Origin of the sequence: Rhizobium sp. BK275, assembly GCF_014193555.1 — a bacterium.
Lineage (GTDB): Bacteria > Pseudomonadota > Alphaproteobacteria > Rhizobiales > Rhizobiaceae > Rhizobium.
The window spans coordinates 35,057-56,064 of record NZ_JACHZL010000013.1 but is presented as its reverse complement, the minus strand read 5'-3'; the positions used below and the strand labels follow the sequence as shown (position 1 = coordinate 56,064).

Here is a 21,008-nt window from a genome sequence, read left to right as displayed (position 1 = left end):
CTCCTTCTCGTGTCCAGAACGCCGCGAAACGTCTGAAACAGAGTAGAATCAATGTCATGCGCCTTGTCCAGATATTTAAACCGGACAGCAGTGGGCTTGTCCCGAGGATCTGCTACGCTTGATGATGTTCAACACCAATCTAGGGCGTAACGGACACAAAAACTGCCCCACACCTCTGCTGCGCCTGCCTCAGAGAAAGCGGGCGAGCGCACCTGAGGCGATCGCTTTGATCAGCAGACCGGCGAGGGGTGTCAGCACGATCGCGACGACGGCCCAGAGCGCCTTACCGATGCGGTTTGCGAGCTTTTCGACGCTGCCTTCGATGCGCAGCAGGGCGGCATTGATATGCGGCTGTTGCGCTTCCAGCGAGACGACACGCTCCTTCAAGTCACCGATCCTGCTGTGAAGCTTCTCAAGCTCGTTGCGGGTTGTCTCATCCATGATGCCATTCCTTTTTGGCATCATGGATAGGGTGCGAAGAGTTGAAATCGAAAATCACGGCTGGCCGATCCGCGCAAACCCGGCCTCCACCTTGCTGGGGATTTCATCGGCGGGCGACTTCGCCGCGAGACCGGTGGCTTCGAGGATCCCGGTGACATGCTGATGGCCGATGCCGATGTCGCCTGACGGAGGGCGGATGGCCTTTATGAGCGCCCTGGCATCGCTCTCGGTGCCGGCAAGCGGCTTTTCCGCATCGCGGATGGCGGGCAGGGCGGCCATGACGGAATAGCCGGTGTGCTGGGCCAGGAAGGCCGGCCATGCAGGGCCGTTGTCGTACCCGCCGATGGCGGCGGTAAAGACCATATCGCTCATGGCGAGTGCGGTCAGATCCATGGCGAGTGCAATGCCCTGCCGGGCTGCTGTGTCCGCATCCTGACCGGTGGCTTCGGCAGCGGCCTTGAATTTTGCGGCGAGATGCGCGCCCAGCGCCTTGAAGAGCAGCAGGGTTTCGTTGCTGCCGTCATGGGCCGGGAACGGATCCAGTATTGCCTGCTGCATGCAGGCATCGGCATGGGCAAGAGCCTTCGCTTCATCCCCTGCGAACTGGCCGACGCCCTTGTTATAAAAGGCGAGCCAGGCCGGTATCTCGATGAGATGGTGTCGCAGCGTTTCCTCAAGCCAGCCGGCCATCGTTTCCCATGCCGTTCGGGCCTCACCGAAAAAACCGCGGTCGGCCATCAGAGGCAATCGGCCGGCGACTTTCTCGATAATGCCGGGGCGGAAGGCATTCTGCAACGCGGCCACGAAATCGCCGCTGCCGGAGGCGGCGATGATCTCGGCGAGCCGGTAGCGGCTTGAAAGCGAGGCCGCGAGATCATTCGCCAGGCTGACGGCGGTGACATTCTTTTTTGCCAGGCGAGCCATCCGGCCGATGCGATCGGCGGAGCGCAATTCGCCGGTGCCCGTGTCGCTGAGCCATGCCTGCAGGGCCTCCAGATCAGCGGCACGGCCGGTCTCCTCAAAGGCCGTCTTGAGGCCGGCATCGGCAAGCAGGCGCCTTGCATTCGCGAGCGGCTCGCTGAATTCCAGGTCGTAGATGAGGTGATTGACGTGCCGGTGCAGGACGGCGATGTCGAGATCGAGCGGCCGGGCGGCGAGGTCGATGCGGGACCGGCCATGACCGGCCTCGGTTGCGGATTTGGCGAAACGGCCGGCGGCAAGCGCCTGCGCCGGATCCGGGGCGGCATCCGCGCCCTCATAGGCCAGCGGATAATAGCCGCCCTTCAACGCCTTGCCGGCGATGACGACGGAGACGGGCTGCACCCATTGCGGCGCGATGCCGGTCACACGCTTTTCGCGGGCAGCGATATCGGGCTCGAAGGCGGCGAGATAATCCCAGACGGATTGAACGAAGCCGGCATCGCGCGCATCGAGCGAGGCGAGCACGGCGGCGAGGCCGGCTTCGTTCAGGGCGCCTTCGATGCGGCTATCCGTCAGGCGCCGGCGGTTGGCCTCGTTACCGGCATTCAGCGCAATGGCGATGGCCTCCCATTTCGACAGGGACTGTCCGAGGGCCGGGAGATAGCGGCGGCTTGCCATCTGATGTCGCTCCTCGTCGGAATAGGCATCGTAGAGCGCTTCCAGATCAGCCGCCGCCTTTTGTTTGCGCTGCGCAAGGCGGCCTGCGGCGGCATCGAGCGGCGCCTTGATGGCCCTGTGGGCTGGGCCGGCAGCGGTGGCGTCGAGTTCAAGCAACAGGGCATCCGCTGCACGGGCCGGATCGAGGGGAGTACGCTCGCCTTTGGCCGGGCCGGCTGGCCGCGGCCTTTTCAGGGCACCGACGAGGCTTGCAACAGTCACCTCGACATCGGCTTCATGATCGGCATCGATCAGCTTGCCCGCGCGCCGGGCCGCATGTTCGAGATTCGTCAGCGCCGCGGCGACGGCGCGGAACCGCTCCAGCGTGATCTCCTTGTAGGACTGGCGCCCGGACCCGATCAGCACACTATCGGGAATGGCGAGCTCGTTTTCCCGGCCTGCGGCCTTCATGGCGAGACTATAGTCTCTGAGGGCGATGCGCGGATCACCCTGTCCACCCCGCTGACCTCCGGTCTGACGATCCGCCCGGCCGCCGAGACCGTAGCGGTCGAGCAGGGCGTCGATCGCACCGAGATAATCGATGCGGCCATTGTCGCGAAGGACGGCTGCGGCGAGATTTTCGCGCGTGGGGCCGCTTGCGAGGCTTTCCGCTTCGGCTTCGAATTTCTCCACCTCGCCGATAATGTCGAGGCTTTCGGCATAGATCGCGTGATTGAGAAGCTGGCGGCGTTTGGCGGTGATCAGCCTGGCGATACGCTCGTCCTGTTCGTGAGGGACAGCGTCTGCATCGCCGGCAGCTTTGCGGTTTGCCCTCTCGCGCCAGGCCTCATCCTGTGCCAATTCGTCACCCAGCCTGATAGCCTCGATCGCGGTGCGCCGGCCGGCCGCGAGGAATCGCGCGCCGTCCATGGCATCGGCCACCTCCATGCCCGCAGTCGCCGACAGCGCATAGGCCCTGGCTTCGCTCGCTGTCAGCCCATCGCCTGAGCCGCCGACCTCGACGAGGGCCGCAAGCTCGGCCGCCAGCCATTCGGCCCGCCTGTCATTGTGCACGGCCGCGATCGCCCGCTCCTCGGCCGAGCCGTCGATCAGCATGTCGCCATGGCGCTGCAGCATCACGCGCTCGACCTCGAGGGCGATCGCCTCATCGCGGTTCGGCGCCAGCGCCATGGCGGCCACCAGTTCATCACCGGAGCCGAGGCCAAAGAGATCGGCGACGATATCCGGATCGAGCCCGCCGTCATCAGCATAAAGAGAGTGCTTGCCGCGGGGCAACGCGCCAAGAATGCCCGCGCCATAGCGGGCCTCAAGGGCCGCCTTGTCGAAGCTTATGTCACCGGATGGCGCGGGATTTTCCTCATCCAGCCAGCGGCGGTTCGCCATCCATTCGATGGCGCGGTAGAGGCCGGTGGCGTCGATCTCCTTTTCCACCGCGCGCTGCACGGAGGCTTTTTCCGCCTTGTAAGCCTTCTGCCCCTCTCGCCGCACGAGCTCCATCATCTGGCGCAGAAGGCGGGCTTTTGCTTCCTGTGAGGCCAGCGCGCGCAGCTTCAGCAGCCGGTCGTAGTGCGGCTGTGTCAGGCCGGCATCTTGCGCATTGGCAAAGACCGGCTCATCGCCGCCGACATTCTGCAGGGCCATCTCGATTGCGGTGTCGCTGGCGAGCATTCGGAAGAAGATGGCTGCGACGCCCGGGGCGAGGGAGATGTCGAGGGCGACGAGGCGGCGGTAGATCGAAAGCAACCAGTCGCGGAATTGTTCGAAGACGCCGCGCATCTCGGGTGATGGGGCTGTGCCTTCGATGAGGTAGGTTTCGGCAGCGTGGGCGAAACGGGACTGCATGGCGGTGTCGATGACCGCGTCCTTGCGGGGATTGCCGGTGGTGCCGCGATCGAGCGCGGCGAGTACGTCTCTTGCGGTGATTTTGATGCCGGATGCCGCGCGAGCGGTATCGGCTGCAATGGCGCGGGCGTTTTCGCGCCACCAGTTTTCGAGATGGGCGAAATCTTCGGTCACGATGGCGATATCGTGTGCCGCCATGTCCTGCATGGTTTGAAGGAAATAGCGGCTTGCTCCACGCAGCACGGTGGAGAAATCCGGCTTGCGGAAAATGTCGAGGATCGCCACGCCGTCGGCGCCGTTCGGAATGCGCGGAACGGAATGCGGATTACGATCTGGACGGGTAAAGAGAGCGCTGGTTGCGCTGGGAATAAATGCTTCCGCTGTCTGGCTATCGGGTAAAGGCTGAGCGGACAGAACGTCGCTCGTGGGTGAAACGTCGGTCAGATTGTTCAACGGGAATCCTCTCGGCAAATCGACTAGCGGTTAAGGGTTTGGTGGGGGCTCCTGAGGCTGAACCCGTCTGGGTAGCGGTGCGTGTTTCCTGAACTTCCGATGCGCCCCATCTTCTTCGCGGTGGGATCGGCATTGCGAGAATGCGAAGCCGCGTAGTCATCGACCTTTTGGTTGCCCACGTATCCAGTGGCGATGTAGGGGCCGTTCTGCTTAACTCTCGGATTGAGACCGGGCGCAGGCACGCCGATATGCGAAGCAAGGGCTTCGGAATGGTTGAAGGCGTCGGCGCCCAGGCGCATACTGTCCCTGAAGTTCGCGTCCGCCTTGGAGGGGGAGGAATGGACTAAGTAGCCGCTCATCGGGAATTTGAGATCACTGCCGGTATCTTTCGCCACCTGCATGGCGTGAGTGCCGATTTTTCCGGACGGATCCCTGCCTGTCGCGTTGCTATATTTCTCGACAGCTTCGTGCGACGCGTAGCCATATTCGGCGGGAGTGTCCTTCAGCACTTTTGCGGTGAAATCTCGATGGCCTTCCGGGTCACGTACGCGATATTTCGACGCCTCCACCGTCGCTGCGATGTCGTCGAGGTCTTGGCGGGCCTTAACGGCCGCTTCGGGCCGGGACATGGATAAGTGCGGGGACCCGCGACCACGCGTGAGCATCCGCAAAGCCACAGTGGCGGCATCCTGGATGATTTCCTTGCCGATGCCGGCAACGCCTCCCGCGACAAAGGTGGCGGCAACTTTCTCGGAGAACTCCTGCTTCGGATCGATGAAATAGTGCTTGACCGCATTCTGTGCGACAAGCTGTGACGCCTGTGCTCCACCTTCCTTGAAGCCCACGGCGACCCATTTCTGCAGGAACGAATTCAAATACACGCGCTTCAGGACGGGCGACGACACTCTGTCGAAAGGGATCTTGTCGGCAAGTGCGGTCGGGGCGTAAGCCCACGCCGCGACGCTCTGCTGACCTTCGCTGAGATTGGCTTTTCTCGCGGCAGCAGCACCGTCCCCGGCAGCGCGCAGGAATTCCACTCCGGTACCGGCGAAGCGTCCAACCGTTACGGTTGCCACAATGTTGGGAAGATTGGCGCCCAATATTTCGCCGGTCATGCGACCCCAGCTGTTCTCATAGCCAGCTGCCGGACGAAAAATGGTTTCGCCATAGTCTCCAACGTGGGCACCCTGGGTCTGAAGGTATTGGGAAAGATTGTCCCACGTGGAGTCGAACCGTGCCTTTGCCTGGTCGGCGGTCAGGCGTCCTGCTCGAACGTCCCTCAAGACTCTTTTGGCAGTTGCCGCTTGGAACCACGACAGCTTGTCAAGTTCCATGTCCAGCAGGGCATAATCCTTGTCTGAAAGGCTTGCTGCTTTGGAGATCCTGTCAATGCGGGCGAGCTCCTCCTCCGATTTGGGGACGTACATAAGCTGCCGGTGCCTTCGACGATACGGCCGGTTGCGGTCACGGCGGCGCTGGCAGCGCCCTTCGGAACCTCCACCAGGTTCTGCCCGAATTCCTTGGTCCTTTGGACGGTCGAACTGGACGAATGTGCCAAGTACGTGAAGACCTCATCCGAGGTAGCCCCATTTGTCCGCACGGCATCCAGATAGAATTTCGCGTTATAGGGATCGAGCGCTTCCTGGGAGATAATTTTCTGTAAGAGTGCGGCAGCCTGTTCATCGGTCAAATTTGCCGCGTTGGCGATCTCTTCGATGAGGGCATCCCTTGCCTTGGTTTCATCGCTGCGAGTGTCCTCAACAGCGGCCGGAGCATTTCCCGTGGCCGGTGCGGCGGCGCCTGCGGGTTGAACGGCAGGTTGCGCTTGGGGCTGGGCTTCCAGCGGATCGGAAGGGGACGTTTTTGAACCGGCTGGATCGGCCGGCGGAGATGCAGGCTGCGGGACCGAGCCAGCATTTTCGTGCGCAGCATTCGTGGACTGAGTGTCGGGGGCCAGGGGATATGAGTTCGGCGCCTGTTGCGGCGCGCTTGGGCTCACGGTGGGCGCAGACCGTGGAGCTTCAGGATTTGCGGTCGGTTCGGTGGGGGGCTGTTTTGAAAGCCGTACGTCACCGAAAGCCTTCGGTATCTGGCCGAACCTTTGCGCCATCTCCTCGAAGGAGCATAGGTTGTAGACATCATCCTTCGCCAGAAGAGCGGCCGTGGGATTCTCGCTACACCAGGTCGCCGTCCGCGGCGACATCGACAGAACCAGTCTGTTGCGTTCGGCGTCGATAATTCCCTGAACAAACTCGCGATTCCCCGTGATCATCTGTGGGGGGACGGTTTTTCCGGTCGTTTCCGATAACTTACGCGCGAGACTAAGATTTTCCGCAACCTCATCTGGATTTTCATCCGAGGATTGAATAATGCTGCTTGCGGTGGCTGCGGCCTGCTGGTCCCGCTTCCGCGACAGGGCGCTATTGTCCTGCATGCTGTCCATGTCTGTCTCCCGTTCGGCAGAGAGACAGGGGTAGGTGCGGAACGGTTGTTTTATAAATTTGGGGAGAAATGCAGATGGTAAACGGGACTGATATGCGTGGGGCTTCGGCCAGCAGCAAAGGTGGTATGGGAGCGGGAATTGCGATCCTGGCGGCGGTCGCACTGGTCTGCAGCCTGGTGCGCCGTTTCGTAGCGGCGACGGCCTATCCGGCGGCGGAGGGGGGACGACTTATCGGCGAGATCATCGGCGGCTCGCTGCCGTCATTTGTCGTCGGCCTTATCGTTTTCTTCATCGTTCGCTTCATCAGGCGCAAGAGCGGCGATCGCTTTGCCGGCGTGCTGTCAGGCCTGATCGCCGTGCTCGCGCTATCGGGCCTCGGCTATCTCGGCGACCTCAATCATCTGAACGATTTTCGATAGAGACGTGATGCGTCATGGCGGCAGATGGATGCCGCACGAGGCAGAAATGACGGAAGCGCCTGCTGGCGTCAGGGGTGGTCTGTGAGGGGCATGTTTTTGAGGAACTTCGTTCGTCGGCTGGGGGCTGCGGGCGTTGGCCTGTTTCTGTTTTCCCTGCCATCGGCTTCCCACGCGGTGGAGCCTGAAAATGGCGGGCCTGCAGAGTTCATATTCGGCGTGCGGGTAGGGGACGGCTATGAGGGCATCCTGTCGCAGCAGGGCTGGTATGCCTGCGATGTCGGAGAGCGGAAAAGCCTGTGTTTCGATGAAGTTGAGTTCGGCGATCAGATCGGCACGTTCCGGATCGGCATGCTGGATGGCCGCGCACTTTACGGACAGTTCACGCCCAATCGCGCCGACAGTTTCTGGGAGATCGTCGGTTCATCAGGCTTTTCCCATCAAAACGAGGATGTGCCTGTCGATCTTGTGACCAGGAATGTTACGATCGACATCGTCAAAGCTGTTCATGATCTCGGCGAAGAGGAGACCAAGAGGCGGTTTTCCGGTTATCTGGCCAAGGACAATCAGAGCCTGCAGACAATCAGCTTCGTTGCTTCCCGAGCGACGAAACCACCGCGGCCGGGTGCTGCCTTCCCCGATGGCGATGCCTACCTCAACAGCCTGCCGGCCGGAATGTTTCTCGTCTCAGTCAGCAGGGCGGGGAATGTCACCACCGTCACGATCTACCCCACACCGGCAAGCGCGAGCGCGGCCTTCCCGCAATATTGCCGTGACGGCTGCAAGAGCTGGTCGCCGCCCGACCAGCGCTAGGGGGCCGAGCGCGCATGACTTCCAATCTGGGCTTCGCCTCCACCCTCGTGCCCACTTTCATGGCGGCTTGGTTTGGGGCGAGATATTGGGCGCGGCTATTGCCGAAGGGGCAGCTCTATTCGCTGCTGGCCTTTTTCTGCGTGCTGACCGGCGTGATCCTTGTCTATGTAACGTGCATCATATGCCTCTGGCAGGCGGATCTGGCTTCTCACTCAATAAGCGATGAACGGACGGATTATCTGGGGCGGGGGCTTGGGTGGTCCGGTCTCATCATGATGGTGGTCATTGTTTCGACAAACCGGTTTCGGCTAAAATTCCACCCTCCTGGAGAGATCAGACCTTCTGATGACGTGGATGAGAAACCAATCGACAAGTGGCATTTTTTGATGACCGGTCTCGTGGGATGCATAGTCTCAGGATTTGTGGAACTACCATCCGGCTGGGAATATGAATCTCCAACCGCTTGCGTGTATGCAGGTATGGTGCTGATCTACGGGGTTAGCGCGGGGCTTGCCGTGACCGGTCTTTTCCTGAAGTAAGCAGCATGCAATTCCAGCACAATCGCTGCACGGTTCTGCCGGAATTGCCCTGCCGCTTCAGAAAGCCTCGCGGCTGTCGCTTCTGGGATCTCCCTCGATCTGATGCGGCCGGTAGAGATCGCCCCGGGCGTTGCGCCGCCAAGGGCGGGCGAGATTGGCCGGGTCGGTTGCGATTTCGGCGATTGCGATGCCAGGTTTGCCATCATCCGAGCAACGAGCCGCCCACTGACCCCTGGGGCCGGCGATGCCGCAGGGGGCGATGACGCTTTGCGGCGCATGGGCAGCGTAGCTCACCCAGAATGTGTTGCTGGCCGCAACTCCCAGGACTTCAGCGGCGAAGGGAGGGGCGGCGGAGGGGACTTCGCCCGATGTGGAGAAGAGCACGCAATCGACATCGAGCCGCTCATATTCGGTGAAGATCTCGTGATAGTGCGACTCTATGCCTGCAGCACAGCCGAAGCGCATGCCGTCCACCTCGAAGGTGACGGGGATTCTGCCCGGCGAATACATAAAGGAAATCTTGGTGTGGGAGAGCAGGCGCTCGTCATAACGCGTCACCAGCTCGCCCCGGTCTGAGATGACATAGAGGCTGTTATGCGGCCGGTGCGGCGGGGTCAGCCTGTGCGGCGCGCCGAAGACCGTCCAGAGCTTCAACTCCTTTGCGCGCTTTCTCGTCTCTTCCAGCTCTTCGCGCAGAACCTCCCATTGATAGCGGCTCCAATCGGCCGCGCCGATCTCCCTGGGGCCGATTTCGGAGAGGAGGCGTTTGCTGGGAAAGCAGATTGTACCTTCCGGGAAGTGGATCAGTCGGGCTCCGGCTTTGCTCGCCTGGCGCATCAGGTGGCGCATTTCGGCGCCGTTGGCGCGGAATGCCGAGGCATCGCGCGGGTCGAGGCAAACAGTGGTCTGGGCCACGGCCAGCCGCAGGGATTTGCCGGCGGGCTCATCCGGCTTTGGTTTGCGGATGTGGCTGAGGGCTGAAGTATAGGATTCGCCGGTTTTTGCAGCGCGAGCGCGAACCCTGCGTTTGAGATTTCCGTTCTGGGTCATTGTCTGGCCTTTCCGTCACGGACGCATGTTCCCCGGCAACCACGCCCGAGCGATCGGACCAAGGTTTTCGAACCCGAGACGGAAGTCCCTTTGCCTCCGTTTTGAAGACCCTGCCGGGGAGGATCGCTGGAGGTTGGGCGCAGGCCACGCCTGACGAGAAAGATGTCGATGCCGTGGCGATTCGTCAATCTGGGGAGGGGCCGCAATGTGGGCTTCGAAACGCGGCAGGTGATCCGCCGCGTTTCGGTTCCTTACGTGGGGTCAGGCGCCTTTCGCTGCGGCAATGCCGTCGAGTTGCGCCATCACCTCGGGCGACAGTTCGATCTCGGCCACTGCGAGATTTTCCCTGAGGTGGCCGCGCGAGGACGTACCGGGGATCAGGAGGATGTTCGGTGCGCGCTTCAGGAGCCAGGCGAGTGCCACCTGCAGAGGTGTGGCATCGAGGCGGGTGGCGACATCTGAGAGCGTCGAGGACTGCAGGGGCGAGAAGCCGCCGAGCGGGAAGAAGGGCACGTAGGCGGTGCCTTCGGCGGCAAGCTTGTCGATCAGCGCGTCATCGTCGCGGTTGGCGAGGTTGTACTGGTTCTGGACGCAGACGATCTCCGTGATCCTGCGGCCGTCATCCACCTGTTTTGCCGTGGCATTCGACAGGCCGATATGCTTGATCAGGCCCTGCTGCTGCAACTCGGCGAGAACCGTGAGTGGCGCTTCGAGCGAGCCTTCGGCCGGGCCGTGCACATCGAACATGGCGCGCAGGTTGACCACCTCGATCACATCGAGGCCGAGGTTTTTCAGGTTGCTGTGGATCGCAGCGGTCAGCTCTGCCTTGGAGAAGGCCGGGTTCCAGGAGGCGTCGGACCCACGCAGCGCGCCGACCTTGGTGACGATGACGAGATCGTCCTTATAGGGGTGCAGCGCTTCCCTGATGATCTCATTGGTGACGAAGGGTCCATAAAAATCGCTGGTGTCGATGTGGTTGACGCCGCTTTCGACCGCCTCGCGCAGAACGGCGATGGCTTCGTCTCGATCGCGCGGCGGGCCGAAGACACCCTTGCCGGCGAGCTGCATCGCGCCATAGCCGAGCCGCTTGACCGTGCGGTCGCCGAGCTTGAAGGTTCCGGATTTTTCGACAGTAGACATGAAATCTCATCTCCGATTGAAAGCCAAGGAGGAGATAGGCCCGTATCGCTATTCGGACAATCGGCTATAATCCGGACGGGCTGTCCGGAATACAGGACAATGAACGGGGTGGGACTATGAAACAGGGTGTGCCCGAGATCAGCGATGTCAGCGCCTTTCTCGCCGTCGCAAGGGCCGGTGGTTTTCGCGAGGCGGCGCGGATGAGCCGTATGAGTTCGTCGGCACTCAGCGATGCGGTGCGCCGGCTCGAGGCGGAACTTGGTGTCAGGCTCTTCAACCGCACGACGCGCAGCGTGGTGCCGACCGAGGCCGGCCGCGGCTTGATGGAGCGGCTGGGTCCTGCCTTCGGCGAGATCGATGCGGCGCTCGATTTCGTCAAGGATTTTCGCGACCGGCCGGCCGGCTCGCTGAAGCTCAATGTGCCTGTCAGCGCCGCAAGGCTGGTGCTGCCGCGCATCGTGCCGGCGTTTCTGAAAGCCTATCCCGACATCCGCCTCGAAATCGTCACCGAAGAGAATTTCGTCGATATCATCGCCGCCGGCTGCGATGCCGGCATTCGATACGACGAGCGGCTGGAGCAGGACATGATCGCCGTGCCGATCGGCCCACGCCGCCAGCGTTTTGCCGGTGGTGCATCCTCAGCCTATCTCGCCGAACACGGGCGGCCGGATCATCCGCGCGATCTGCTCGAGCATGCCTGCATCCGCGGGCGCTTTGCCGGTCGCGCCATCCCGGTCTGGGAATTCGAGCGCAATGGCGAGATCGTCAGGGTCGATCCGCCGAGCCCGCTGATCGTCCAGAATGGCGGCGGCACGGATCTCGCCGTCGATGCGGCCATTGCCGGAACCGGCGTCGTCTTCACTTTCGAGGATTGGCTCAGGCCTTATTTTGCAAGTGGCGCGCTGGAGCCGGTGCTGGAGGGCTGGTGGGAGAGCTTTTCCGGCCCCTTCCTCTATTATCCCGGCCGGCGGCTGGTGCCGGCGCCGCTGCGCGCCTTCATCGATTTCATCAAGGCTATGCCGCGAGGGGGGTGAGCGGAGATCGCCGGCGCGCAACGTGGTAGAGTGGGTGCCGGCGATGCCTTCGCCGCATCGCCGTCATCATCATCATCAACACCATCGTCGTGACGATGGGAAGGGGGAAGATCATGAGCAGCGCAAGCACTATGACCGGCAACGGCACCAGCGAGATGAAGCTGGAGATCATTGTCGTACCCGTTTCGGATGTCGACCGGGCCAAGGCATTTTACGGCGGGCTCGGCTGGCGCCTCGATGCCGATTATTCCTCAGGCGATGACTATCGGGTGATCCAGTTCACCCCTCCGGGCTCGAAAGCATCCGTCATCTTCGGGAAGAACGTGACACCGGCAGCGCCCGGCTCCGCGCAGGGCCTCTATCTCATCGTGTCCGACATAGAGACCGCCCGCAAGGAGCTACGCGAGCGCGGCGTCGAGGTCAGCGAGGCCTTTCATCCCGAAGGTGAAGTCTATAGCGGCCCTGACGTGCCCTATCTTTTCGGCCGGCGTCGGGTCAGCGGCCGCGATCCGGACCGAGGCAGCTACCGTTCCTTCGCGGCCTTCAGCGACCCTGACGGCAATGGCTGGCTCTTCCAGGAAATCACCGCCCGGCTGCCCGGCCGCATCACCTCCGACCTCGCCGCCTTCGGCACGGCGAAGGACCTCGCCGCGGGATTGCGCCGGGCGGCCGAGGCGCATGGAGAGCATGAGAAGCGCAATGGTGGAAAGCACGACGAGAACTGGCCGGACTGGTATGCGGAATACATGATGGCCGAGCAGACGGGCAGGCCGTTGCCGCTGTGAGATGATTGCCAAGCGGGGCCGGCGGGATGGGCTGGTCCCGCTGGCTATTTTACGTGAACCCGCGTCAGATAGGCTCGATCTGGGCCGCCCATTTCCAGAGGTCGTCCATCTGGTTCGGCGGAATGCCCATGGCTGCCGCGAGCAGATCGATGCGGGAGTCTTCACGGGAATATTCCTGGGCATCCTCGATCATGATCCGAACGGTTTCCTTGTCTTTCCCAGACATGCCGGCCATGTCGTTGACGGTGGAGAGAACATCGGTCTTGAAAATCGGCGGTTCAAGCTCGAGCGCGGCGAGCCAGAGCTGCCATTTTTTGAGAGGGGGGAAGGCATCTTCGAGGCCGAAGGGGTCGCGGAGGAATTTGGCAATCAATGGATCCTGGTCGTCGCGAGGAGTGAGCGAAAGCCCAATCTGATCGCAGGCATAAATTCCCCTAATATTCCCATCATTATCTCGGTCAACGTAAACTATGGTCATCCCAGTAGCCTCTTGCAGGTGTAGTCAGTCCATCCGGATGATGAAATGCTGATGTTAATGCTGCCGCCCGCGCTTGACCCCACAAGGCGAAAGGTCCCATCAGTTCGGGTGTGGATGTCCCATGTATCGGTGATGGCGATAGTGCCGGTCCCGTTGTTGGCTTGAACGAGCAGTTCGCTCTCCCCCACTGCGTCAGCAGCCGTCGCAACACCGCCTTTGAGGGTAATAACGCCGTTATTACTGTTGGCGACGATGCTGCTGTTTGCTCGCCCCAGGACCGGAACACCGACAGGCCAGAAGGCAAACCTCATGTTGTCGTTCGTGAAGGCAGCCGAGGTATTAACCTCGTTTGATGCGACTGTCTGGACGAAGTTCCCGGTTTGTTTGAACCGGTGGATTTGCGCGCTGGCATTGGTCAATAGGATGCCCACACGACTACCAGAGAGTAGCTCCCAGCCCGTTAGGTTGGTCAACGACACGCCCCCTTCTATAGCGCTAAGAGAGGCCACAAAGTCGGTAGCACCCGTGTCGAGGTTCCTGATGGCGTATATGAAATAGGTCTTGGAGGCTTGCACCACGCCTGTGTCGAGGAAACCGGTGCCGGTACCAAAGGTGGCCGAAAGCTGCCTCGTGGTATCAACCGTAGTAGCGTGCCTCTTGCCACCAAAGAAACCGACGCCGGGACCAATCGAGATGGACGTGGTGCTGGCCCAGGCCGGGATGAACCCGACCATGAAGTCCAGGTCCAGCGCCCGGGCCACATATTTGACGATGCTGCCCGCCAGAACCTTTCTCAGTCCCCAGCCTGCCGCATTGTCGGCAATGGCGAATTCGTCTGTATCCATGATGTCGCTTTTTGCCGCTGCGCCGTGCAGCCAGCCGGCGAGAGTATTGGCAACGGTGTCGTAGATTGCCAGCGTCTTCCGATACCAATGAAAGGCGGAAAACAGCCCGCCCGAACCTGGAACCGCAACATCTTCCGGATTCGTCGCGTAAGCGGTCGCAACCCCGGCGTTGGCATTTGCGTCCGCGGCCGACTGCGCGGCTTCCGCGGCCTTCTGCTGGGTGGTCTGCGTCAAGCTGGCAACATCGGGAATGTCATCGGCAAGATCGGCCACAGCCTCCAGATAGTGCGAGACAGCGGCAACAGCCTCCAGCGCATCGCCTTTGTTGCTCAACGCCAGAACATCTGCGATGAGTTTGTCGATCGTCGCCGAATCGAAGGACGGCGGAATGGTTATGGCGCGGGCCGCCCGTTCCTTCAGTTGCTGAAGCCGCATCACGATCAGGTCGAGCGCCTGCTCGACGGTCTCGGCATAATACGCGCCCTGGTTTTCCAGGTCGGTTTCCTGGGTGAAGGGCACGTCCAGCAGCAGGGTTATCCGGCTGCCTTCGGCCGGGGCAGGGGTGATGAGCGCGCTGCCGCCGCCATCGTTGCCAATTCCGGTCACGGTGTAATCGGCATCGAGCATCAGGATTGAATCCGTGCCCGAGGAATCCGTGTGGATCACCTGCAGATGCTGGGGTTCAAGGATCTTGAACTTGTATTCGAAGGCCGTCGTTATGCCGTTTGCGTCATAAGGGCCGGATCGATTTACTTCACTCGATATGGTCATGTCGTTGTGCCTTATTTTTTTGCCGATCATGGGCGTAAAAAGGTTGTTTACCTGACCTGCCGAAAACGCAGCGCGGCGGGCAAGCGCTTAAAGATGGAAGCAGGGCGACGGATCGTTGGAGTAGCAAGCCGACTCTGAATGAGGGGCAAGATCGAACGGACGGGGCCAAGCGCTGTCGTCGAACAATCGTAAAGGGCATACTCGATTTTACTTCTAAGATGCCAGCGCCAGTTCAACCCATGATGGGTCTGGCAGTTCTGGTAATAGCTAACTCGTCAGGCTGAAAGCACCTTTCCCGATGGGAGCGCGTGCGACAAAAGACAGAGCATCCTATAGAAATCGAGGCGGCATCATTCAGAAGCTGGTGACCGCTTATAAACGGGCTCGCTATTTCACCAGGGCGGGTAGAAACTTGGTCGTGAAGCGTCGCGCGGAGTTCCTGATAGTTGAGCATGCAGTCTTGGAGGTTGGGGATAATGTCACGATCCAGGACTATTCTTTCTTCCAACTCACAATGCCGGAGCCAAAGGTATTTATCGGTGACAATACGGTCATAGGCCGACGAAACATTGTCACGGCAAAGAACCTCATTCGCATCGGAAGCGATGTATTGATCGGATCAGATGTCCAGATCACCGATCACAGCCACGGCACAAAACGCGATACTCTAATGCGCCTGCAGCGGGCAGACATCGGCTTCGTAGAGATTGGAGACGATGTCTGGATTGGAGTGGGGGCAAAGATTCTGATGAACGTAACGATAGGAAAAGGTGCTGTAATCGGCGCCAATTCTGTCGTGATATCCGATATCCCGGAATACGCGATTGCTGTTGGCTCACCTGCGAAGGTCGTCAAATATCGAACCTAACTGCACGTCACGCGAGCCATTATTATGTCGCTACTGCCCGGCAAGGCCGGCCACCGAGCCTTTCTGCTGAAACCTCCTGCCCAGCAATCGGATACTGGATCGACGTTTTGCCCATCCCAAGTCGAAATTGCCATCTACCGTTGTGTTTTGGCGGTCTCGTGGATAGTAATACCTTCTGGTGGGTAGGGGATGAACGTGGATTATAATAGGCACAACGCGGCTTCCGCATGGAAGCATCTGACGATCAGGCATCCGGATGTACTTGTGGTGGGGGCCAACACCGGCAACGATTGTTCCTATTTTGTCGAGTTTGGCGCCAAGGCGGTTTTGGGCCTCGATGTAATCGAAGAAGTCGGAAGCGAGTTCACGCACCCGAAAGTAAAATATCTCTGCGAGAGCGCGGAAGACATGCGTTCGATCGCAGATGAATCCTTCGATCTGGTGTACTGCTATGCGACGATGGAACACGTCCCCAACGTGGAGGCGGCGTTCTCCGAAATGGCGCGAGTGGTGCGCAAGGGCGGCATCATATATTCCCTCGCATCCCCGCTTTGGCAGTCGCCCGGCGGCCACCATATGGTGAGTTCCTCAAATGGCCCTGGATCCACCTTGTGAAGTCTCCCGACGAGATTGCCGAGATAGCGATCAATAACAATCTCTACCCCACAGAAGAGCGTGCCAGGGCGAAGGTCGCGTACATGCTCAATCCGTCCTTTTTCAATATGCGCCCCTCAACGGATTACATTGAGGCCTGTGCGAAGCTCGCAGGCTTGCGCGTTCTTCGAAATGAAATCCTGAAGGAAGATGCGAGTTTGCTACGCCACCCATTTGGGGCCGCAGCTGTAGCGAGGGGCATGTCTCAAGAGAACTTGCTCGACGTAACCCACCAATTGATAGCTCGGAAAAGAGGCTCCGGCAGCATGGCATCGGTCGTTTTCGACACTGCATATCTTCTGAAGCAGAGGCTTTCCCAGTTGGTTAGACATTGAATTGACCGGGAGATCCGGCGAGTAAGAGGGATCGCGCGTCTGCTGCTCATATCTTTCGATGATGCGATTTCGGGTGATATCAGCCTGCCATCATCTGACAAATCCTACAGCCTGCCATACAACCACACATCGCTTCTGGATTGTATGCAAAACCTGACATAAAACAGGGAGGTGCAGCATTCGGCATGGTGTGAGGGCAATGATGCGATATCAGGCGATCGTTTCCGTCAGGCCGCTTTCGTGGCCGGGTCTTTTCTTCGCGCTGGTTTGCCTGTGCCTGTCGCTGACGCCGAGCCTGATGCCGCGGTCGTGGTTCGTGCAGGGTGCCCTGTCGGGTACGAGCGCTGCGGTCGGTTATTTCTGCGGTGTCGTCCTGCAATGGCTCTGGATCTATCTCGAGATCCCGTCGCTCCGGTTCCGCCCCGGATGGATAGTGCGATCGGTCGCGGTCATAGCCGGCGTATTGATCGCGGCGTTTTTCGTGTGGCAGGCGTCATCCTGGCAGAATTCGGTCCGGGCGTTGATGCAGCTTCCGCCCAATGCCACGATCGAGCCCTTCCTGCTGATCCTCACCGCAGCCGTGGCCTTCATCCTGCTCGTCGCGATCGGCCGGCTTTTCAAGATGGTGGTGCTTGCGAGTTATGAACGCGCCAGCCGTATCGTTCCAAGGCGGATCGCCGCCCTTGCCGCGATCCTGATTTCGGCCTTCGCCTTCTGGACTGTCGTCGACGGTGTGCTGTTCCATGTCGCGCTGCGCGTCGTCGATTCCTCCTTCCGGGAGGCCGATGCGCTGATTGACGACGATACGCCGATGCCAGACGACCCGGCCAAAACGGGAAGTGCGGTCTCGCTCGTCAACTGGGAGGAGCTCGGACGACGCGGCCGTCATTTCATCACCTCTGGCCCGACGCGTGAGCAGATTGGCGCATTCCTGAACTCTCCCGTAAAGGATCCGATCCGGGTCTATGTCGGCCTCAACAGCGCAGACAGTGCGGAGGCGCGCGCAAGCCTGGCGCTTGCCGAACTTAAGCGCCAGGGCGCATTCGAGCGACCCTCCCTGATCGTCGTCGTACCGACGGGAACCGGCTGGGTCGATCCGGAAGCGCTGGATACGGTCGAATATCTGCTGCGCGGCGATGTCGCCAGCGTCGCGATCCAATATTCCTATCTCAGCAGCTGGCTGTCACTGATGGTCGAGCCGGAATACGGGTCCGATACGGCAAGGGCGCTGTTTCGGGAGGTCTACGGCTATTGGCGCACGCTGCCGCGCGATCATCGCCCGAAACTCTATCTGCATGGCCTCAGCCTCGGGGCGCTGAATTCGCAATCGTCCGTCAATCTCTTCGAGGTGTTTGACGATCCGTTCCAGGGGGCGCTGTGGAGCGGGCCGCCCTTTGCGAGTGCCACGTGGTCCTATCTGACCGCAAATCGCAATCCGGGATCGCCGGCCTGGCTGCCGCAATTTCGCGATGGCAGCATGATCCGGTTTTCCAATCAGTGGACGTCTGCCACCACTGCCGGTGCCGCCTGGGGGCCGGTCCGCATCGTCTTCCTGCAATATGCCAGCGACCCCGTAACCTTTTTCGACTGGCGGGCGCTCTATCGGGAGCCGGACTGGATGAAGGGGCAGCGCGGCCCGGATGTCTCACCGCATTTTCAATGGTTTCCGATCGTCACCGCCCTGCAGCTCGGCTTCGACGCCATGATCGCCACCACGTCGCCGATGGGCTACGGCCATGTCTATGCGCCGCAGCACTATATCGATGCCTGGTTGGCGGTCACGGAGCCGCCCGGCTGGTCGGCTGAGGAGATCGAGCGGCTGAAGCAGCATTTCGAGAGCGCTCCGCCGATCGAAGTGAGTGATTGATCGAGACTGGTCATGGCTCGACGTTTTTTCTGACGCATCAGGTCAGCGATTGAGAATAAATAGCTCATATTCATTCGCAATTTCTCCCGGCGTTGGCTGCTTGCCGTTGCGTTTCTTCAGGTCAGCCTCGATCGCCAACCTCAGATCCCGCGGAATATCCTCGTACTGCACGGTGATGTCGTAGGTCGCGTCGTTGGCGCGGCTGTTGGCTTCGAAGAGATAGCCCGGTTGCTCGCTCGCCGGCAGGCCGCGGCCGTGGCTTGGCGTGCTGATAACGATCGGCAGCAGCAGACGATTGATCATTTTCTGGACGTCGCTCTGGGGCGGGTTCTGGCCGTTGTGGGTGGTTTTGAACTCGTCCATCTGGTCGACCAGCATGGTCTGGAATTGGGCGGCGCGGCGGGGAGCGTCGCCGGATGAGAAGAAGCCGGGATTGGTGTCGATGAGGCCGAGGCCTTCGAGCTGCGGGCGGGCGAGTTCGAAGGCGGTCTTGAGATCCAGGCTTTCGAGGCGGGCCTTGCGCTGGTCGGTGAGGGCCATCTGCCGCCAGCCGGTGACCTTTTCCCAGTCCTTGTCGGAGAGTTTGGAGCGATACCCAAGGAGATCGATCTGCGAGAAGGCGGCCGGATCCCTGGCGAATTCGGTCTGCAGGTCGTAGAGCGTCTGCGTATTCGTCGCCGGCTGGCCGTAGGCGCGGACTTTTTCCTTGTAGTCGCGCAGCGTCAGCATGCCGGATGGGCCGATGGCCTGCTGGATGTGGACGGGCAGTTTCGTCGGGTCGAAGCTCGGGTCGGCGATAACCTGGTTATTGGCCCATTCCTGCACCTGCACCCGCTGGGCGTCGATCGCCTTCTTCAGCGAGACGGTATAGCCGTTCAGCTGTGCCTCGGTGGCGGCGCGCAAGGCGGGGTCGGCGATGCTGTTCAGGCTTTCTTCGATCCTGCGCAAGCTCTCGGGATTGTAGTTCGGCAAGGTCATGGTCTTCTCGTCGACGGTGCCGGATGTGCGGAAGCCGATGACCTGGCTTGCGGCGTGGGCCGTCAGCACGGTTTCGCCGGCGCGTCTGGGATCGCGGCCGAGCACGAGGATGTTGCCGTCGGCATCGTAGCCGCGGAAGATGCCGATCTGGCCCTTCTCGCGATCATCAGGGGCGTTGCCACCGTTCTTCCCGGCGCCTTTGCTTTGAGGCAGGCCGAGCACGACGATGTCGCCGGGGCGGGGTGTCTGCGTCGGCAGGCCGAAATGGCGGAAGCTTGTGGCATCGGCCGCAGTGCTTCCGGCGGGGCCTGCGGCCGTGCCGAGGATAGCTCCCGTGACATCGGTCAACCAGGGCTGGAGCGACGGGGCGACTGTGGTGCCGGCGGCATTTCTGACAAAACTCGCCACCGCCAGATCGTCCTTCGCCTTGCCGGGGAAGGTAAGCGTGGCGGCAACGGTGCGGAAATCCTCCGGGCCGCTCGGCTGGCGCGGCGGGATCTGAGTGGTCGATACCTGCGGGCCGGCGGGTCGCTGGCCAGTTGTTTGAGCGCGGGCGATTTGCGGGGCTGCGGTCTTGCCCGCCGAAGGCTGCGCGCCAAGTGTGCGGGCTCCCCCGGTTCTGCTGCCGGCGCCATCCGTTTCGAGGCCGGTGGTTCTTGCGCCTGCTGTGGAGGGCTGAACCGGGCTGCCGGTCTGCGGCTGGCCGCCTGTACTGCTATCGGCGTTTGCGGTGGCCGCTGTGGGGGCGGTATTGGCATCAGGCACACCGGTATAGGTCGGCGGCCGGCCGGCGATGATATCGGTGGTGTTCTGCCTGGCCTTTTCCTCGGTGACGGCGGGCTGCAGCGATTTCAGCAGGGCGGTGCTGTCGGCCGGCAGCATCCGGTCGCCGGCGTCTTTCACATATTGCTCGGCCTTGATGGCGCTGTCATTGGCGATGCGAAGGGCGACATTCTTCGTCGTGTCGGAGACGAACCGGGCGCGTTCCTGCTCGAGCCTTTCCTGGCTCCAGCCCTGCATATGGCCCTGATGCTCGATCTCCGCCACACCCTTGCCGATCTCGGCATCCACCTTGGCCGGATCGCTGTAGACGGCGACGGCGCCGGCGCCGGCGGATTTGATGCTGTTGGCTGAGGTCTCGGCAAACCACGCCTTGCGCTGGTCGAATGTGTGGCGGATCGTGCTGTCCAGCAGCGCGTTCATGCTGGCGCGGCTGGTCTCTTCGTAGGTGCGCGCGGCACCCGGCGTCAGGCCCTTGCCGAATTCGGCGCGTTTCTGCTCGGCCAGCTTTTCGAAGGCGGCGCGGCCTTCCACGGCGGCGCGGCCGGTCAGCGTCAGGAAGCCGCTCTTGCCGTAAAGCCCGTCGCGCTGCCAGTCGTTGAGCTTCGTCTGCGCATCCTTGGCGGCATTGGCATTATCAAGCTTCTCCACCTCGACCACGGCCTCGCCGAGCGTGCCCATGGCGGTTGCCAGCCCCTGCATGCCCTTGCCGATGGCGGAGCCGAAAGCCTCGGCATCGGCCTTCACCGTGAAGCCCTCGGTATATTCGGGGCGCAGTGCCACGTGCTGTTGCGTATCCTGGTAAGTCGGAACAGTCGGCATCAAACCCTCACTTCTTTTTCACCGCAATTCCGGACGCAAAACCGCGGCACACTTT

At 61.2% G+C, this 21,008-nt stretch carries 18 protein-coding genes; 9 read left to right on the top strand and 9 right to left on the bottom strand.

Going from position 1 to position 21,008, the window contains the following annotated elements:
* Positions 1 to 189: 189 nt before the first annotated feature.
* From FHT82_RS29960 to FHT82_RS29945, 4 genes are read right to left on the bottom strand one after another with little or no spacing between them, the layout of a single operon-like run.
* Entirely contained in the window at positions 190 to 441 is a 252-nt protein-coding gene (locus tag FHT82_RS29960; RefSeq protein WP_183736350.1) for a hypothetical protein, read from the bottom strand.
* A 54-nt stretch (positions 442 to 495) separates the two neighbouring features.
* Complete coding sequence (locus FHT82_RS29955; protein WP_183736349.1) at positions 496 to 4,335, bottom strand: hypothetical protein; 3,840 nt, start codon at positions 4,333 to 4,335, stop codon at positions 496 to 498.
* 23 nt (positions 4,336 to 4,358) lie between these two features.
* Positions 4,359 to 5,669, bottom strand: a complete 1,311-nt coding sequence (locus FHT82_RS29950) for a hypothetical protein (protein ID WP_183736348.1) — start codon at positions 5,667 to 5,669, stop codon at positions 4,359 to 4,361.
* On the bottom strand, positions 5,615 to 6,778 hold the full coding sequence (locus FHT82_RS29945) for a hypothetical protein (RefSeq protein WP_183736347.1): 1,164 nt from the start codon (positions 6,776 to 6,778) through the stop codon (positions 5,615 to 5,617). The genes FHT82_RS29950 and FHT82_RS29945 overlap by 55 nt, the downstream gene beginning before the upstream one ends.
* Positions 6,779 to 6,852: 74 nt before the next feature.
* On the opposite strand from FHT82_RS29945, the gene FHT82_RS29940 reads away from it, so the two are divergent.
* The 3 genes from FHT82_RS29940 (at position 6,853) to FHT82_RS29930 (ending at position 8,546) form a co-directional block, all read left to right on the top strand.
* Positions 6,853 to 7,197: a hypothetical protein gene (locus FHT82_RS29940; protein ID WP_183736346.1), complete on the top strand. Its 345-nt coding sequence runs from the start codon at positions 6,853 to 6,855 to the stop codon at positions 7,195 to 7,197.
* Positions 7,198 to 7,293: 96 nt separating this feature from the next.
* A complete protein-coding gene (locus FHT82_RS29935; RefSeq protein ID WP_183806163.1) occupies positions 7,294 to 8,007 on the top strand; it encodes a hypothetical protein in 714 nt (237 codons plus the stop codon).
* A gap of 14 nt (positions 8,008 to 8,021) precedes the next feature.
* On the top strand, positions 8,022 to 8,546 hold the full coding sequence (locus FHT82_RS29930; protein ID WP_183736344.1) for a hypothetical protein: 525 nt from the start codon (positions 8,022 to 8,024) through the stop codon (positions 8,544 to 8,546).
* Positions 8,547 to 8,603: 57 nt separating this feature from the next.
* On the opposite strand, the gene FHT82_RS29925 is transcribed toward FHT82_RS29930, so the two are convergent.
* On the bottom strand, positions 8,604 to 9,596 hold the full coding sequence (locus FHT82_RS29925) for a carbon-nitrogen hydrolase family protein (protein WP_183736343.1): 993 nt from the start codon (positions 9,594 to 9,596) through the stop codon (positions 8,604 to 8,606).
* Positions 9,597 to 9,857: 261 nt separating this feature from the next.
* Entirely contained in the window at positions 9,858 to 10,736 is an 879-nt protein-coding gene (locus FHT82_RS29920; RefSeq protein ID WP_183736342.1) for an aldo/keto reductase family oxidoreductase, read from the bottom strand.
* Positions 10,737 to 10,852: 116 nt separating this feature from the next.
* Here FHT82_RS29920 and FHT82_RS29915 point away from each other — a divergent pair, with 116 nt between their 5' ends.
* Positions 10,853 to 11,770 carry a LysR family transcriptional regulator gene (locus FHT82_RS29915; RefSeq protein WP_183736341.1) on the top strand — a complete coding sequence of 306 codons (918 nt, stop codon included), beginning with the start codon at positions 10,853 to 10,855 and terminating at the stop codon, positions 11,768 to 11,770.
* 113 nt (positions 11,771 to 11,883) lie between these two features.
* Positions 11,884 to 12,555 (top strand): VOC family protein, encoded by a 672-nt coding sequence (locus FHT82_RS29910; RefSeq protein WP_183736340.1) that lies wholly within the window; start codon positions 11,884 to 11,886, stop codon positions 12,553 to 12,555.
* A gap of 64 nt (positions 12,556 to 12,619) precedes the next feature.
* Here FHT82_RS29910 and FHT82_RS29905 read toward each other — a convergent pair whose 3' ends face one another.
* Together FHT82_RS29905 and FHT82_RS29900 are read right to left on the bottom strand one after the other, a co-directional pair.
* The gene (locus FHT82_RS29905) at positions 12,620 to 12,928 is read right to left on the bottom strand and encodes a hypothetical protein (protein WP_246698272.1); all 309 of its coding nucleotides are present in this window, start codon (positions 12,926 to 12,928) and stop codon (positions 12,620 to 12,622) included.
* A 101-nt stretch (positions 12,929 to 13,029) separates the two neighbouring features.
* Positions 13,030 to 14,649, bottom strand: coding sequence for a hypothetical protein (locus FHT82_RS29900; protein ID WP_183736338.1), 1,620 nt, complete (start codon positions 14,647 to 14,649; stop codon positions 13,030 to 13,032).
* 298 nt (positions 14,650 to 14,947) lie between these two features.
* Between FHT82_RS29900 and FHT82_RS29895 the strand changes: the two genes are divergently transcribed.
* The 4 genes from FHT82_RS29895 to FHT82_RS29880 all read left to right on the top strand — a co-directional run bounded on the left by FHT82_RS29895 (position 14,948) and on the right by FHT82_RS29880 (position 18,373).
* Entirely contained in the window at positions 14,948 to 15,517 is a 570-nt protein-coding gene (locus FHT82_RS29895; protein ID WP_183736337.1) for an acyltransferase, read from the top strand.
* 189 nt (positions 15,518 to 15,706) lie between these two features.
* Positions 15,707 to 16,132, top strand: a complete 426-nt coding sequence (locus FHT82_RS29890) for a class I SAM-dependent methyltransferase (protein WP_183736336.1) — start codon at positions 15,707 to 15,709, stop codon at positions 16,130 to 16,132.
* Entirely contained in the window at positions 16,129 to 16,506 is a 378-nt protein-coding gene (locus FHT82_RS29885; protein ID WP_183736335.1) for a hypothetical protein, read from the top strand. The genes FHT82_RS29890 and FHT82_RS29885 overlap by 4 nt, the downstream gene beginning before the upstream one ends.
* A gap of 199 nt (positions 16,507 to 16,705) precedes the next feature.
* Positions 16,706 to 18,373 carry an alpha/beta-hydrolase family protein gene (locus FHT82_RS29880; protein WP_246698271.1) on the top strand — a complete coding sequence of 556 codons (1,668 nt, stop codon included), beginning with the start codon at positions 16,706 to 16,708 and terminating at the stop codon, positions 18,371 to 18,373.
* Between the two features lie 42 nt (positions 18,374 to 18,415).
* Here the strand turns inward: FHT82_RS29880 and FHT82_RS29875 are convergent, their stop codons facing one another.
* Positions 18,416 to 20,953 carry a hypothetical protein gene (locus FHT82_RS29875; protein WP_183736334.1) on the bottom strand — a complete coding sequence of 846 codons (2,538 nt, stop codon included), beginning with the start codon at positions 20,951 to 20,953 and terminating at the stop codon, positions 18,416 to 18,418.
* Between the last annotated feature and the right edge of the window lie 55 nt (positions 20,954 to 21,008).